This window comes from Sphingomonas sp. S6 (assembly GCF_043498045.1).
Lineage (GTDB): Bacteria > Pseudomonadota > Alphaproteobacteria > Sphingomonadales > Sphingomonadaceae > Sphingomonas.
Genome location: NZ_JBIEOE010000004.1, coordinates 240,363 through 254,600, shown reverse-complemented (window position 1 = coordinate 254,600; position 14,238 = coordinate 240,363). Strand labels below are relative to the sequence as shown.

The window sequence follows — 14,238 nt, the reverse complement described above, 5'->3', positions numbered from 1 at the left end:
TATCGTCAGATGCCACATCAAGGAGAGCCGCAGCGCTGTCCGCGGCGGCTGATATGGCGCCCAAGTCCGGAGCATCACTGCTTGACAGGTCGCTTCCCTCTCAGCTCTTCGAAATGCTTTGCCATTTCGCCCGCACTTATATCAGAATAGATGCCCGCTTCCATCGCCTTGCTCCATGGCGTTCCAGCCTGATGGGTAAGGTTGGACAGCTTGAAGGCAGACAGCTTTCCATAAGAATCAACGACCTGCTGAAGAATCTTTTCTTCATCCGCAGTAAACTCTTCTGAGAAAGGCACATCTGTACCCTTCACAAACACTGGAGAGGTAACGGGCTGAGAACCAAATTTCCTCAACGCTGTATAGAGAACAGGATATACCGGCCCGTACTGCCAAGCCTGTGGATTGTGCTTGGATAGCGGCTTGCCGAGTAGGGCTAAGGACCACCCGTCAGCAATGTACACCAACTTTATCAGTTGCATCATTGTGAGATGCTGCCCCGCACCCTCACGCATTTGCAAAATTTTGTTAGCTATAGCCCGAGGATCGTGGGCGCTTTCCCGCGTGATTTCCACGCCCATCTCCTTTTAACGTTGATACACGCTATATAGCGCACCGGCCAGAATCGTCTAGTGCGATTTGTCAAGAACAATCATTCGCAACGCCTTTGTTTTGAACACCAGCGGGCACTGTCCAGGCTTTGCGTTGCCTACAAAACCACACTCAGAGCCCGGTCGGTCGATGTCCCTGGCGTCGCTCCGCCTCAAATCCGGCGACGCCATCGAGCAACCGCTCGGCGTTCTTGGGGGGGCGCAACAGGTACAGCGTCTCCTCAATCGATGCCCATTCGCCCGCTGACACCAGCACCGCGCCTTCGCCGCGCTCCAGCGTGATCGCCAGCGGGGCGCAGTCGGCAACGACCCGCTCGATCGCGCCCGCCAGATCGGCACTCACCTCGGAACAGCTCATCGCGCGCATACGGCAAACCTGCGCTTCGCCGGTGGCAATGGCAACCCACCAACAAAAGACACCCCATCCCATAGGACGCCCCCAAGCCACACCCCGCAGAAACCCGCGCGTTTTGCCCACCCCCTGTCCTACAGGCGCAAAACCTGCCCAATAGGCGCGCATGTCACATGCACCCCGTCGCTCGCCCCGCCGCCGCAAGGCCGCGGCCCGCAACCCGCTCGATTTCGACACCGTCGAACTCCGCCATCGCCACGATGGCTGGACGCCCGAGCGGCAGGTCGACTTCATTCGCGCGCTCGCCGAATGCGGCTGCGTCGATGCCGCATGCAAGCGCGTCGGGATCAGCACCAGCGCCGCTTATGCGCTGCGCGCGCGCACCGATGCGCGGAGTTTCCGCTTCGCCTGGGACGCAGCGCTCGACCAGGCGATCCAGCGCCTGTCCGATGCCGCCTTTTCCCGCGCGATCCACGGCGTCGCCACGCCGATCTTCTACAAGGGCGAACAGATCGGCGAACGCCGCCGCTATGACGAAAAGCTGACGATGTTCCTGCTGCGCTACCGCGATCCCGTCCGCTACGGCGCGTGGATGGACACGGTGCGCGCCGAGCGCTCGCCCGATGCCGCGACGCTCTGCCTCAACCGCATGATCGATCAGGTCGAGGCGGACGCCTATGCCCGCGAGGCCGGCGATCCGCTGCCGAAACCCTTCGTTCGCTACCAGCCGCCGCGCTTCGTGTCGGAGGCGGAGCAGGATGCGATCGAGGAGCGGGCCGCGGCGGCGCGTGAAGAGGCGGCGCACCGCGCCGAGCTGCGCGCCAGCGACGAAGCGTGGAAGCGTGAGCTCGCCACGATGGGCGACGCCGGCTCGGCGTGATTCCGGACGATGACGTATCGTCCACTTCGTCCACTTCCGCGGCCGATGCGGGTCGCTCGCGGCCCGCCCGACGCGCGGACGGGACACGGCCAGCTCACGCCGCCGGCAAGGTCCAATCCACCGGCCCGCGGCCGTGCGCGGTCAGGAAGGCGTTCGCCTGGCTGAACGGCTTGCTGCCGAACCAGCCGGTATACGCCGACAGCGGCGACGGGTGCGGCGATCGCAGCACCAGATGCCGCCCGCCGCGCGACACGTCCGTGACGAACGCCGCCTTCTTCTGCGCATGCGCGCCCCACAGCAGGAACACGACCGGCTCCGGCTTGGCGGCGACCGCTCGGATGACCGCGTCGGTGAACGCCTCCCACCCCCGGCCCGCATGCGCCGCGGCGCGCCCCTGTTCGACGGTCAGCACGCTGTTGAGCAGCAGCACGCCCGCCCTCGCCCAACGTTCCAGATGCCCGTGGCCCGGCGGGGAGACGCCGAGATCGTCGTGCAATTCCTTGAAGATGTTGCGCAGCGACGGCGGCACCTTCACCCCCGGCTGCACCGAAAAGCTCAGGCCATGCGCCTGCCCCGGTCCGTGGTACGGGTCCTGCCCCAGGATCACGACCTTCACCGCGTCGAGCGGCGTCAGCTCCAGCGCCCGGAACCAGTCGTGTTGTGGCGGCAGGATGGCCTTCCCCGCCGCCTCTTCCGCGGTCAGAAAGCGGCGCAGGTCCGCCATCGCCTCGCCCGCCAGCACCGGGTCGAGCGCCGCGCGCCAGCTCGGGTCCAGCCGCGGGCCGATGTCCGCCACGTCCATTCAGCGCTTCCGCACGAACTCGGCGCGCAGCACCAGCCCCTTGATCCCGTCAAACTTGCAGTCGATCTCCTGCGCGTCGCCGGTCAGCCGGATGCTCTTGATCAGCGTGCCGCGCTTCAGCGTCTGGCCCGCGCCCTTGACGGTCAGGTCCTTGATCAGCGTCACCTGGTCGCCATCGGCCAGCAGGTTGCCGACCGCGTCGCGCACCTCGACATCGCTGTCGCCGCCACCACCCGCGTTGCCGGACGCGGCCGCCTTCGCCGCCGCGTCGCTGGCACTGATCCACTCGCCGCTCGCCTCGTCGTACACGAAGCTGTCGTCGTCCTGCATGTCACCCCCCATATTGGTCGGGGATGGCCATACCGGCAAAAGCGCGCGGCGTCAGTACAGCCCCGGCACCTCGCGCTGCGCCGGCGTACGGCGTTCGAACGGCGGCATCAGCGCCTCGCGCTCGGGCACGTCGGTCAGCAGCGACGCACGCGTCGCCAGCGGGCCGTCTCCGCTGCCCGCATTCGCGCTCGCGCTCGCCGAGGCAGAGATGCGCGTGCAGCTCTTGCCCTGCAGGAAGTCGAGCGCCGCCCGCGTCGATGCCTCGCGTGCATCGCCCATCGGATACGAAATGTCGTCGCCTGCCTGGCAGGTCGACGTCATCGTGCTGGCGAGGCCGTTATAATAGGCCCCCTGCCGCGCCGCATTCTGCAATGCGAAGGCGATCACGCGCAGCCGGTCGTCGCACGACTTCTGGTCCAGCGCGATCTGCCCCACCGGCTTGCCATAGGTGTTGCCGCCGATCAGCCCGTCGTTGGCGCCCAGATAGGGGACGAAGGCATTGATGACGAATTCGCTCGCCGATGCCGTGCTACCCGTGCCGATAAAGGCGATCTTGGTCGCCGCGATCGCATTCGGCTCGGGCTGGAACAGATAGGTCTGGTTCTCCGATGCCTTCTCCGGACGATAGGTCATGTAGCTCATCACGTCCGTCGTCGAGCGATTGCCGCCGAGCAGGTTGCTCATCAGCACCGCGGTTTTCACCAGACCGCCGCCGTTGTAGCGCAGGTCGACGACGACATTGGTGATCCCCGCCGCCTTGAACTGCGCAAAGGCGTTGCGCAGCTGGTCGTCCGCCGTGTTAATGAAGGTGCGCAGGTTCACATAGCCATAACGCTGGCCGTTGTCGGTGATGATCTTGGCGCCGTAACGGCTGGATACGGGGGTGATATCGAACTCGGTCTTCGTCACCGCAACGGTCCGCGTGCCGCTGGCGTCACGGATCTGGAAATAGCGCTGCGTACCGGTCGTGCTCGGCCCCAGCGAATCGCTCAGCGCGCTGCCGCCGGCATTGTACAGGCTGCTGACGGTCTGCAAATTGCTCGACGACGTGCCGATCGCCAGGATTTCCGCGCCGCGATCGATCCCCGCGGTCAGCGCCGGTGCGCTCTCATAGGCTTCGGTGACGTACAGCCGCCCCGACGAATCGAGCCCCAGCCGCCAGCCGAAGCCCGCGCTGGTGCCCTTCTCATAATAGGCGGTTTCCTGCTGGATCGACGTCAGATAGGTGAAATACCGGTCCTTGCGCTGCGCCCGCGCCGTCGCGGTCAGCGCATCCAGATAGCTGTCGACGGTCGTGTAACCGCTCGGATCCAAGCTGTTCGGCAGGGTATCGTAGAACAGATACCATTCCTTCATCTGCGCCGCGACCCAATCCTGGCGGCTGCGCAGCGAGCAGCCATTGCTGGCAGTGGGGGTCGGCGTGGCTGTTGGCGTCGGTGTCGGCGCGCTACTCGTCGCCCCGCTGCCACCCGATCCGCCGCCATCACCGCCGCAACCCGACAACAGCGCCGTCAGCGCCAGAATCCCAACCGCACGCCGTACGCTCACACGTCTTCTCCCACCCCGAGACCTGTGCAGCCTATGCTTCGGCCGAAAGGCACGCAACATGGATCGCAGTAACAACCGAATTAATCTCGATCAGCGTCCTTTCCCGCCTCGGCAGCAAGTCGGCGGCAAAGCTTCGCCGATCGGTAACGGCAAGGATATCGCCACGCTCGGCCCAAGTATTCGGCGTTGGCAAACCTTTGCGCCGGTCGGCGCGCGGCTCCCCGATCAGCGGATCGTCACCAAGTCTCGGCGTCCGCTCTCCCTCGGCCTGACGGCCGCCCGGTCACCCCAGGCTCTTCGAAGCCTGTTCGAACAGGTCGCGCGACAGGCCGGGAACCGCAACGATCCGCTCCAGCGCGGCACGCATCGCCGCAGACCGGGCCGAATCGAAGCGGCGCCAGCGACCCAGCGGCGGCAACAGCTTCGCCGCGGTCTGCGGGTTCAGCTTGTCGAGCTGGATCAGCTGTTCGGCGAGGAAGCGATACCCCGAACCGTCCGCCGCGTTGAACGCGCGCTGGTTCGCTCCGAACGCCCCGATCAGCGAGCGGGCGCGATTGGGGTTGGCGAGCGTGAAGTCGGGGTGCCGCGCCAGATCCTCGACCAGCCGCCCGGTATCATCACGCGCCGCGAGCGCCTGCGTCTGGAACCATTTGTCGATGACCAGGCTGTTGCCGGCATAGCGATTGTAGAAGATGTCGAGCGCCGCTTCCCGCTCGTCGGAATAGCTGCTCGCCAGCGTCATCAGCGCCCCCTGCCGATCGGTCATATTGTCGGCGCGCTTGAACTGGCGGAAGGCAAGGCTCGCCGCATCCCCCGCACCGCTTGCGGCGATATAGCCCAGCGCCACATTGCGCAGCCGGCGCAGTCCTTTGGCGACCGGCGTATAGGCATAGGCATCGCGCGGACCCGCCTCATAGGCATGCCGCCACAAATCGGCGAGCTCGGTGCCGAGCGCCCGGCGCAGGCTTTCGCGCGCCGCGAAGATCGCATCGGGATCGACCAGCGCCAGCTGGTCGCCGATGAAGCTTTCGGACGGCAGCAGCACCGCTTCGGCGATGAAGGCGGGATCGAGATCGCGATTGCTCAGCGTATCGGCAACCGCGGCGATCACCGCACCATGGTCCGCCTGCCCCTCGACCGCGCCCGCCACCAGCGTGTCGAGCATCAGCTGCTGCATGGCCTCGTAGCGGGCGAACGGATCGTCGTCATGGCCGCTGAGGAAGGCGAGGTCGGCGGCGCTGCGATCGCTTTCGACGATCACCGGCGCCGAAAAGCCGCGGTTGATCGACAGGACGGGCCGTTCGGTGACGCCGTCGAACACGATCGTGCTCGCCGCCTCGTCGAGCAGCACCAGCCGCTCCGGCCCGATCGGCCGGCCCGTCTCGGCGCCGAACAGCCGGATCTTCAGCGGCAGCACCATCGGCTGCTTGGCATCCTGACCCGGCGTTGCGGGGACGTGCTGGGCAAGGCGCAGCGTCGCGCGGCCCTCGCCCGCCTCATGGCCCAGGCTGGCGGCGACGCGCGGCGTGCCGGCCTGACTGTACCACAAGCGGAACTGGGCGAGGTCGATGCCGCTTGCCTCTTCCATGCAGGCGACGAAATCCTCGCAGGTCGCCGCCGTCCCGTCGAAGCGGCTGAAATACAGGTCGGTCGCGGCGCGGAACGCCTTGGGGCCCAGGATCGTCGCCATCATGCGGATCAGCTCGGCACCCTTGTTGTAGATGGTCGCCGTGTAGAAGTTGCTGATCTCCAGGTAGCTTTCGGGGCGCACCGGATGCGCGAGCGGGCCGGCATCCTCCGGGAATTGCGCCGCGCGCAGGCCGCGCACGTCCTCGATCCGTTTGACCGCCGCCGAACCCTGATCCGCCGAAAAGCCCTGGTCGCGATAGACGGTGAAGCCTTCTTTCAGGCTCAGCTGGAACCAGTCGCGGCAGGTGATGCGATTGCCCGACCAATTGTGGAAATATTCGTGCGCCACCACCGCAGCGATCGCGTCGTAATCGTAATCGGTGGCCGTGTCGGGATCGGCGAGGATGTAGCGGCTATTGAAGATATTCAGCCCCTTGTTCTCCATCGCGCCGAAGTTGAAATCGTCGACCGCGACGATGTTGAACACGTCGAGGTCGTATTCGCGGCCATAGACGCGTTCGTCCCACGCCATCGACAGCTTCAGCGCGTGCAGCGCATGATGCGTCTTGTCGATATCGGCCGCACGGACCCAGATGCCCAGCGCGACCTCACGGCCCGATTGCGTGACGAAGCTGCCGCGATTGACCGCCAGATCGCCCGCGACGATCGCGAACAGATAGCTGGGTTTGGGAAAAGGATCGTTCCACTCGGCCCAATGCCGCCCATCCCCCAGATCGCCGCTATCGACGGGATCGCCATTGGCGAGCAGCACCGGATAGCGTGCCTTGTCCGCCACCAGCCGCACGCTGTAGCGGCTGAGCACGTCGGGCCGGTCGGGGAAATAGGTGATCCGCCGAAAGCCTTCCGCCTCGCATTGCGTACACAGGATGCCGCCGCTGGCATACAGACCCATCAATTGCGTGTTGCGCTCGGGCGCGATCTCAACCTCGGTCTCGACCGTATGCGCATCGCCGGTCAGCGGCACGACCAGTTGCTCGCCCTCGATCCGCCAGTCGTTCACCGCGACGCCGTCGACGCGTACCGCAAGCGGCTCCTGCCCCGCTCCGTCCAGCCGAAGCGGCTGGCCCGCACCGCCATCGGGATTGCGCGTCACCGACAGCGTCGCCGTCACCCGCGTCGCGGCGGCATCCAGATCGAACACCAGTCGCGTTTCGGGCACCAGCCACGCCGGCGGCCGGTAATCGTGCCGACTGATCGCCGTGGCGGGCGCAGAGACGGCGGGCTGGGCGATGCTGTTGGAAACGTCGAGCATGAGTCCTTTATAGGAGCCCCCACGCCCCCTGCCAGCCATCGCTTGCGGCCTTTTCCGGTATCTTGCCACCCGCAGCGGTGCCGTTACGCTGGCGCGATCGATAGTCGGGACTTTCCAGCATGATCCGTATTCCCGGCGCGCTTGCCGCGCTGACCCTCGTCGCATCCGCTTCCGCCCAGACCGCCCTTACCAAAATCGCCGCTGCCGATACCGCAGCAATGTTGCCGGCCGATCAGGCCGCAATGCGTGCGCACGTGATGTTCCTTGCCTCCGACGCCCTGCGCGGACGCGAGGCGGGCACGCCGGATTACGACGTCGCGGCGCATTATGTCGCGGCGCAGTTCCAGGCGGCGGGCCTGCGCCCGGCGGGCGATGCCGGCAGCTACCTGCAACACGTGCCGCTGACGATCTACAAGGCGGCGAGCGAAGGCACGATGCGCTGGACCGACGCGGCAGGCCGCACCCGGCCGCTCGTCTTCGGCACCGATTATATCCCCAGCCCCAACCCGGCGCGCGCCGACACCAGCGTTACGGCGCCGGTCGTCTTCGCCGGCCGCGGCATCGTCGCGCCGCAATTCGGCGTCGACGACTATCGGGGCATGGATGTGCGCGGCAAGATCGTCGCGATCTTCGCCGGATCACCGACGCGTTTCCCCGGCGAAGAGCGCGCCTATTTCGGCTCCGCCGCCACCAAGGCGCAGATCGCGGCGGCTCGCGGCGCGGTCGGCATCGTCATGCTGGATGCTCCACGAGCAGGTCCGCGCCAGCGCCCGTTCGCAGCGCTGGTCGGCGGCTATGCCTCGCCCAAAACCACCTGGGCCAAGCCCGACGGCACCGGCATCAGCGCTGCGTCGACCACCCCGGTGCTCGGCACGCTAAGCCAGGCAGCCGCCGCGACGCTGTTCGAGGGCGCCGCAACACCCTGGTCCGCGATCGTCGCCGAAGCGCAGCGCGCCGATCCGACCTACACGCCCGTCGCGCTCAAGGGCACGCTCGCCGCAACGACCCGGACCAGCTTCACCCCCGCCGCCAGCAGCAACGTCATCGGCATTGTGCCCGGCAACGACCCTACGGTCGGCAAGGAGGTCGTCATCCTATCGGCGCACCTCGACCATATCGGCGTCTCGCCCGCCCGCCCCGACGATGCGCCCGGCCGCGACCGGATCAACAACGGCGCGCTCGACAATGCGATCGGCATCGCCAGCCTGATCGAAGAGGCCAAACGCTTCGCCACGGCGCCGACGAAGCCCCGCCGCACCGTCATGTTCCTCGCCGTGACGGGCGAGGAGAAAGGTCTGATCGGATCGAGCTATTTCGTCGATCATCCGACCGTGCCGCTCCAGACAATCGTCGCCGATATCAACCTCGACATGCCGGTGCTGCTCTACACGTTCGAAGACATGATCGCCTTCGGTGCCGACCGCTCCAGCCTCGGCCCGATCGTGACCAAGGCGGTGAACGCGATCGGCATCGGCCTGTCGCCCGATCCGATGCCCGAACAAGGTTTCTTCACCCGTTCGGACCATTTCAACTTCGTCAAGAAGGGCATTCCCTCGCTTTTCCTGTGGCCCGGGGTCAAGGGCGCCGGCGCCAAGCCGTTCGGGGATTTCCTCAGCCGCTGCTACCATCGTCCTTGCGACGACCTCAGCCAGCCGATCCTGTGGGATCAGGGCGTTCGCTTCGTCTCGACCAATTACGCCATCGCCCGCGCCGTCGCCGACGCGCCGCAGCGCCCGACCTGGAACAAGGGCGATTATTTCGGCACCACCTACAACGGCCCGATGGCGAAGTGAGCGCTCCCTCCCTCTTGTCACCCCGGACGCGTTCCGGGGTCCACCGGGCCGCAAGGGAACGGCAAGCGGCGCCAGCCGTCCCCCTAGCCGCAGAGTGGACCCCGGAACGAGTCCGAGGTGACGGAGCATTCGCGGAAACCCCATGCTCCTGATCTTCGGCCTCGGCTACACCGCCGCCCGCATCGCCGCCGCCTGGCCGGACACGACCATCGGCACCACCCGCGACGGCCGGAACGGCACGCTCCGCTTCGACGACGAACCCGCCGTCCGCACCGCGCTGGCCACCGCCACCCACATCCTGTCCTCGGTCCCGCCGGAAGGGGACGCCGACCCCGTCCTCGCCCGCTATGGCGACGCGCTAGACGACCGCTGGCTCGGCTATCTGTCCTCGACCGGCGTCTATGGCGACGCGGGCGGCGCCTGGGTGGACGAAACCACCCCCACCGGCACCGGCCGCCGCTCGGCGCGGACCGCCGCCGATGCCGCCTGGCTGTCCCGCGGCGCCCATGTCTTCCGCCTGCCCGGCATTTACGGCCCCGGCCGCTCGCCGCTGGAGCGCGTGGCGGAAGGTCGCGCCCATCGCGTCGGCTTGCCAACCCAGGTGTTCAGCCGCGTCCATGTCGACGATATCGTCACCGGCGTGCTTGCCGCCCGCCACGCCCCGCCAGGCGCCTACAATCTCGCCGACGATCACCCCTGCCCGCAGGACGACGTGGTCGCCTTCGCCGCCGGCCTGCTCGGGCTGCCGCCGCCACCGATCATCGCGCTGGAAACGCTCTCGCCGATGGCGCGCGCCTTTTACGCCGAGAACCGCCGCGTCGCGAACGGCAAGGCCAAACGCCTGCTCGGCTGGCGCCCGGCCTATCCGGATTACCGGTTGGGCCTGCGCGCACTCAAGGCGATGACCAGTCCGACGCCGGCCAGTCCTGCGCCCGCCGCGGCGAGCGGCGACCAATGATAATCCTCGAATAGCGTCGACAGCAGCATCGCGATGACGGGGACGATGACGCTGGAATAGGCCGCTTTGGCCGGCCCAATCACGCGCAGCACGCGGTAATAGAGCGGGAAGGCGAAGGCCGAGCCGAATAGCCCCAGATACAGGATGCCCGCCCAATAGCCGGGGCGCATCTCGACCACCGGCGGCCCGGTCAGGGCCCAGGCGACCGCCCCGTCGATCACCGCCCCGATCAGCATCGCGACCGCCAGCGTCGATAGCATCGGATAGCGTTTCGCGGTCGGCGTCGCCTGCAACACATTGGCACCGGATGCCGACAGGATCGCGATGCCGGTGAAGCCGATCCCCGCCAGCGTCGCCGCGGCGCCCGCCGGCCCGGTCCGCGCTTCGTGGAGGAACAGCAGCGCGATGCCCGCCATCGCCACGGCAGACCCTGCGACCAGCTGCCGTCCCATCCGCTGGCCGAGAAAGAGGCGCGCCAGCAGCGCATTGGGCACGAGCAGCATCGCGAACACCACCGCGACCAGACCCGACGTGATGTAATGTTCCGCCCGATAGACGAAGTTGAAGTTCAGGCAGAATTGCAGCAGCCCGACCGCACCGGCGAACACCCAGCCGCGTGTATCGAGCGCCCACCGTTCGCCTTTCACCTTCGCGACCAGCGCCATCGCGATCCCCGCGACGATGAAGCGATACGTCACCGACCAGCTGGGCGGCACGACGCCCAATTGATCGCGGATGACCAGCCACGTCGATCCCCAGATCAGCGTGACGATCGCGAACGGAATCAGGATCGCGGCCCGGGTCGATTGTGGCGGCGCGCCCTCCGTCACAGCGCTGCGATCGCCTTCGCGAGTGCCGCGACATGAGCGCCTGCGCTGTCCCACGCCGTCACCAGCCGGATTTCACCGGGCGCCCAATCGTAGAAGTCGAAGCCCTGCGCCCGCAGCGCCGCCGCTTCCTCCGGCGTAGCGCGCAGGAACACCTCATTCGCCTCGACCGGATGGATTAAACGCCCGCCCGCGGCCGCGGCGAGTTCGCCGGCGCAGGCATTGGCGGCGCGTGCGTTCGCCAGCCACAGATCGTCCTGCAGCATCGCGATCACCTGCGCGGCGAGATAGCGCCCCTTCGAAAACAGCAGCCCGGCCCGCTTGCGGCGATAACGCGTCACGTCGGCCAGGTCGGGGCGGAAGAAGACCAGCAGTTCCGCGCTCATCGCGCCGTTCTTGACGAACCCGAAGCTCAACGCGTCCACGCCCGCTTCCCACGTCACCGCGGCGGGCGTGCAGCCCAGCGTCGCCACCGCATTGGCGAAGCGCGCACCGTCCATGTGCAGGCCCAAGCCCCGGTGCTTCGCCAGCGCGCCGATCGCCGACACCTCGTCCGGCGTATAAACCCGGCCGTATTCGGTGGCGTTGGTGATCGAGATCGCATGCGGCTGCACGCGGTGGACGTCGTTGGGGATAGCATCAGCCACCGCCGCGATCGTCTCGGGCGTCACCTTCGCGCCCTCGCCTTCGGCCAGGAACAGCTTGGCGCCGTGGGTGTAGAATTCGGGGGCGCCTCCTTCGTCGTTTTGGATGTGCGCGTCGCGGTGACAGATCACCCCGCCATGCGGCGGGCAAAGCGCAGCGAGCGCGAGGCAATTGGCCGCCGTCCCGGTCGGCACCCACAAGGCCGCGACATCCGTGCCGAACAGGTCGGACAGACGCGCATCGAGGCTGCGCGACAGGCCATCGCCGTCATAAGCGGTGTCGAGGTAATTGGCGTCGGCCATCGCCGCCATCACGCGAGGGTGCACGGTCGCGGCATTATCGGAAAAGAAGCGCATGCCACTGCCTTGCGGCGCGAGGGGGTACAGCGTCAACCATGGCTATCGCATCCCTGCCCGGCCTTGCTAAGCGTTGCCGCAGAAGGGGATTTATCGATGCGTTTTCTCGCCGCGGCTCTGCTGCTCGCTTCCGTTGCCACGCCGGCCCTCGGTCAGGCGCTGCCGCCGCCCGCCCCGCTGCCCGGCGATGGCGCGGAAGATACGAAGCTCAAGCGCCTGTTTTACGACAGCGACGAACGCGATCTGGCGCTGAACCCGATCAGCGCGATCTTCCGCGGCGATCTGCGCTATGCCGATCGCTTCGGCGATTACATCAGCGATCCCGCGACGGCGCGCGACAAGCGCAATCTCGAATCCGACCTTGCCGCGCTGAAGGCGATCGACCGGTCGAAGCTGACCCGCGTCGACCAGCTCGCCTATGACGTGTTCCGCAATCAGGCGGAGATCAACCTGCGCGGCTATGCCCCCGCGATCCAGGCGGTCGATCGGCTGCTGCCGATGGATCATTTCAGCGGCTTTCAGACCTTCTATCCCGATTTTGCGGGCGGAAAAGGTGCTGCACCGTTCAAGACGGTCACCGATTACGAAAACAACCTGAAGCGCAACGCCGGCTATGCCGCGCTTTACGATCGCGCGATCGCCCGCTTCCGCGAAGGCATGGCGAAAGGCGTCGTCCAGCCGCGGCTGGTCGTCGAGAATATGATCGCGCAGTTCGACGCACTGATCGCGCAGGGCGTCGAAGGATCGGTGTTCTACGCGCCGGTCACGATGTTCCCCGCCAGCATTTCCGCTGCAGAGCGCCAGCGGTTGACCGCAGCCTATGCCGCGCAGGTTCGCGACGTCATCACGCCGGCGCACGTGCGCATGCGCGATTTCCTGAAGACCGACTATCTGCCCAAGGCGCGCGCGACCGTGGGCCTGTCGGCCTTGCCGGGCGGCGCAGCGCTCTACGCCTATCGCATCGAGCAGAATACGACGCTGCCGCTGCCCGCCGAACAGGTCCACCAACTGGGTCTCAGCGAAGTGGCGCGCATCACGCGTGAGATGGAGGCGCAGAAGACCGCCGCGGGCTTCAAGGGCACGCTACCCGCCTTCTTCGAGTATCTCCGCACCGAAAAGCGCTTTCAGCCGACGAGCGCCGAGGCAGTGCGCGAAGGTTTTGAAGCGATCGGCAAGCGCATCGACGCCCGCGTGCGCGAACAGTTCGGCGTGATCCCCAAAACCCCGCTCGAGATCCGGCCTGTGCCCGATTACCGCGCCAAGAGCGATGCGGCGGGCAGCTACCAGGGCGGCACGCCCGACGGGACACGGCCGGGCATCTTTTACTACAACACCTATGACCTGCCGGTGCGCTACACCTGGGGCATGGAAACGCTGTTCCTGCACGAGGCGGTGCCGGGCCACCACTTCCAGATCAGCCTCGCCCAGGAAAATGCCGCGCTGCCCGCCTTCATGCGCTTCGGCGGCAATACCGCCTATGTCGAAGGTTGGGCGCTGTATGCGGAGACGCTGTGGAAGCCGCTGGGCATGGAAACCGATCCGTACCAGCGGATGGGCGGCCTGAACGACGAAATGCTGCGCGCGATGCGCCTCGTCGTCGACACGGGTATCCATGCCAAGGGCTGGAGCCGCGAACAGGCGATCGATTACATGCTGACGCATTCGGCGATGGCAAAGACGGATGCGACCGCGGAAGTCGAACGCTACATCGCCATCCCGGGGCAAGCGCTCGCCTATAAGATCGGCCAGCTCACCATCCTGAAGCTGAAGGCGGAAGCGCAGGCCAAGCAGGGCGCATCGTTCGACCCCCGCGCCTTCCACGCCGCGGTCCTCGACAGCGGCGCGCTGCCGATGCCGGTGCTGGAGGACAAGGTCCGCCGCGAAATGGGGACGAAGTGACGATTTAGCGCACCTGGCCGGGATCGTGCTCGGCCAGGAACCGCGTCATGATCTGTCGCACCGCCTGATTGGGAATGCCGCCATCGGCGGTGTCGAAGTCGTGGCCCGCAGAGGAAAGATCACTAGGCGGATCGCATTCCCTCGCGCGGCCGAGCGCGCGGCACGTTCCCGGGCGGAAGCTATCGGCAGGGTCGGGTCGTCCTTCGCCGCTCGGATCAGCGTCGGCGATGGCGGGCCGGCACATCGGTCGGTGATCCGCCGAGATAGATCGACATCAGCCGGAGCTGCCCCGCCTGCATCAACCCTCCGCGTGATCGTAGCGGGATAAGTCCGTAAAG

General features: G+C 66.7%; 13 protein-coding genes. 4 read left to right on the top strand and 9 right to left on the bottom strand.

Annotated features, from left to right (window positions below; translation table 11 throughout):
- Positions 1 to 74 precede the first annotated feature (74 nt).
- Together ACGVWT_RS08980 and ACGVWT_RS08975 are read right to left on the bottom strand one after the other, a co-directional pair.
- Positions 75 to 572 (bottom strand): type II toxin-antitoxin system antitoxin SocA domain-containing protein, encoded by a 498-nt coding sequence (locus tag ACGVWT_RS08980; protein WP_315460853.1) that lies wholly within the window; start codon positions 570 to 572, stop codon positions 75 to 77.
- Positions 573 to 720: 148 nt separating this feature from the next.
- Complete coding sequence (locus tag ACGVWT_RS08975) at positions 721 to 966, bottom strand: type II toxin-antitoxin system prevent-host-death family antitoxin (protein WP_315460854.1); 246 nt, start codon at positions 964 to 966, stop codon at positions 721 to 723.
- A gap of 160 nt (positions 967 to 1,126) precedes the next feature.
- Here ACGVWT_RS08975 and ACGVWT_RS08970 point away from each other — a divergent pair, with 160 nt between their 5' ends.
- Entirely contained in the window at positions 1,127 to 1,840 is a 714-nt protein-coding gene (locus tag ACGVWT_RS08970) for a hypothetical protein (RefSeq protein WP_315460855.1), read from the top strand.
- A gap of 94 nt (positions 1,841 to 1,934) precedes the next feature.
- On the opposite strand, the gene ung is transcribed toward ACGVWT_RS08970, so the two are convergent.
- The 4 genes from ung to pepN all read right to left on the bottom strand — a co-directional run bounded on the left by ung (position 1,935) and on the right by pepN (position 7,422).
- Positions 1,935 to 2,642: a uracil-DNA glycosylase gene (ung, locus tag ACGVWT_RS08965; protein ID WP_315460856.1), complete on the bottom strand. Its 708-nt coding sequence runs from the start codon at positions 2,640 to 2,642 to the stop codon at positions 1,935 to 1,937.
- A complete protein-coding gene (locus ACGVWT_RS08960) occupies positions 2,643 to 2,972 on the bottom strand; it encodes an alkylphosphonate utilization protein (protein ID WP_116460278.1) in 330 nt (109 codons plus the stop codon).
- Between the two features lie 51 nt (positions 2,973 to 3,023).
- Entirely contained in the window at positions 3,024 to 4,520 is a 1,497-nt protein-coding gene (locus tag ACGVWT_RS08955) for a S41 family peptidase (protein ID WP_315460857.1), read from the bottom strand.
- A gap of 283 nt (positions 4,521 to 4,803) precedes the next feature.
- Positions 4,804 to 7,422 (bottom strand): aminopeptidase N, encoded by a 2,619-nt coding sequence (gene pepN, locus ACGVWT_RS08950; protein ID WP_315460858.1) that lies wholly within the window; start codon positions 7,420 to 7,422, stop codon positions 4,804 to 4,806.
- A 119-nt stretch (positions 7,423 to 7,541) separates the two neighbouring features.
- Here pepN and ACGVWT_RS08945 point away from each other — a divergent pair, with 119 nt between their 5' ends.
- Both ACGVWT_RS08945 and ACGVWT_RS08940 read left to right on the top strand, forming a co-directional pair.
- On the top strand, positions 7,542 to 9,215 hold the full coding sequence (locus tag ACGVWT_RS08945) for a M28 family metallopeptidase (protein WP_315460859.1): 1,674 nt from the start codon (positions 7,542 to 7,544) through the stop codon (positions 9,213 to 9,215).
- Between the two features lie 142 nt (positions 9,216 to 9,357).
- Positions 9,358 to 10,173, top strand: a complete 816-nt coding sequence (locus tag ACGVWT_RS08940) for an NAD(P)-dependent oxidoreductase (RefSeq protein WP_315460860.1) — start codon at positions 9,358 to 9,360, stop codon at positions 10,171 to 10,173.
- Here the strand turns inward: ACGVWT_RS08940 and ACGVWT_RS08935 are convergent.
- Both ACGVWT_RS08935 and ACGVWT_RS08930 read right to left on the bottom strand, forming a co-directional pair.
- Complete coding sequence (locus tag ACGVWT_RS08935) at positions 10,086 to 11,003, bottom strand: EamA family transporter (RefSeq protein ID WP_315460861.1); 918 nt, start codon at positions 11,001 to 11,003, stop codon at positions 10,086 to 10,088. The genes ACGVWT_RS08940 and ACGVWT_RS08935 overlap by 88 nt on opposite strands.
- Entirely contained in the window at positions 11,000 to 12,001 is a 1,002-nt protein-coding gene (locus tag ACGVWT_RS08930; protein ID WP_315460862.1) for a low specificity L-threonine aldolase, read from the bottom strand. Before ACGVWT_RS08930 ends, ACGVWT_RS08935 begins: the two co-directional genes overlap by 4 nt.
- A gap of 96 nt (positions 12,002 to 12,097) precedes the next feature.
- Between ACGVWT_RS08930 and ACGVWT_RS08925 the strand changes: the two genes are divergently transcribed.
- A complete protein-coding gene (locus ACGVWT_RS08925) occupies positions 12,098 to 13,900 on the top strand; it encodes a DUF885 family protein (protein ID WP_315460863.1) in 1,803 nt (600 codons plus the stop codon).
- 4 nt (positions 13,901 to 13,904) lie between these two features.
- On the opposite strand, the gene ACGVWT_RS08920 is transcribed toward ACGVWT_RS08925, so the two are convergent.
- Positions 13,905 to 14,144, bottom strand: coding sequence for a hypothetical protein (locus tag ACGVWT_RS08920; RefSeq protein ID WP_315460864.1), 240 nt, complete (start codon positions 14,142 to 14,144; stop codon positions 13,905 to 13,907).
- Positions 14,145 to 14,238: the final 94 nt, after the last annotated feature.

Excerpts from the sequence above, each read along its gene's own strand:
- ACGVWT_RS08975 (WP_315460854.1), bottom strand. The coding sequence starts at position 966 with ATGAGCTGTTCCGAGGTGAGTGCCGATCTGGCGGGCGCGATCGAGCGG.
- ACGVWT_RS08970 (WP_315460855.1), top strand. The coding sequence starts at position 1,127 with ATGTCACATGCACCCCGTCGCTCGCCCCGCCGCCGCAAGGCCGCGGCC.
- ung (WP_315460856.1), bottom strand. The coding sequence starts at position 2,642 with ATGGACGTGGCGGACATCGGCCCGCGGCTGGACCCGAGCTGGCGCGCG.
- ACGVWT_RS08960 (WP_116460278.1), bottom strand. The coding sequence starts at position 2,972 with ATGCAGGACGACGACAGCTTCGTGTACGACGAGGCGAGCGGCGAGTGG.
- pepN (WP_315460858.1), bottom strand. The coding sequence starts at position 7,422 with ATGCTCGACGTTTCCAACAGCATCGCCCAGCCCGCCGTCTCTGCGCCC.
- ACGVWT_RS08945 (WP_315460859.1), top strand. The coding sequence starts at position 7,542 with ATGATCCGTATTCCCGGCGCGCTTGCCGCGCTGACCCTCGTCGCATCC.
- ACGVWT_RS08940 (WP_315460860.1), top strand. The coding sequence starts at position 9,358 with ATGCTCCTGATCTTCGGCCTCGGCTACACCGCCGCCCGCATCGCCGCC.
- ACGVWT_RS08930 (WP_315460862.1), bottom strand. The coding sequence starts at position 12,001 with ATGCGCTTCTTTTCCGATAATGCCGCGACCGTGCACCCTCGCGTGATG.
- ACGVWT_RS08925 (WP_315460863.1), top strand. The coding sequence starts at position 12,098 with ATGCGTTTTCTCGCCGCGGCTCTGCTGCTCGCTTCCGTTGCCACGCCG.
- ACGVWT_RS08920 (WP_315460864.1), bottom strand. The coding sequence starts at position 14,144 with ATGTGCCGGCCCGCCATCGCCGACGCTGATCCGAGCGGCGAAGGACGA.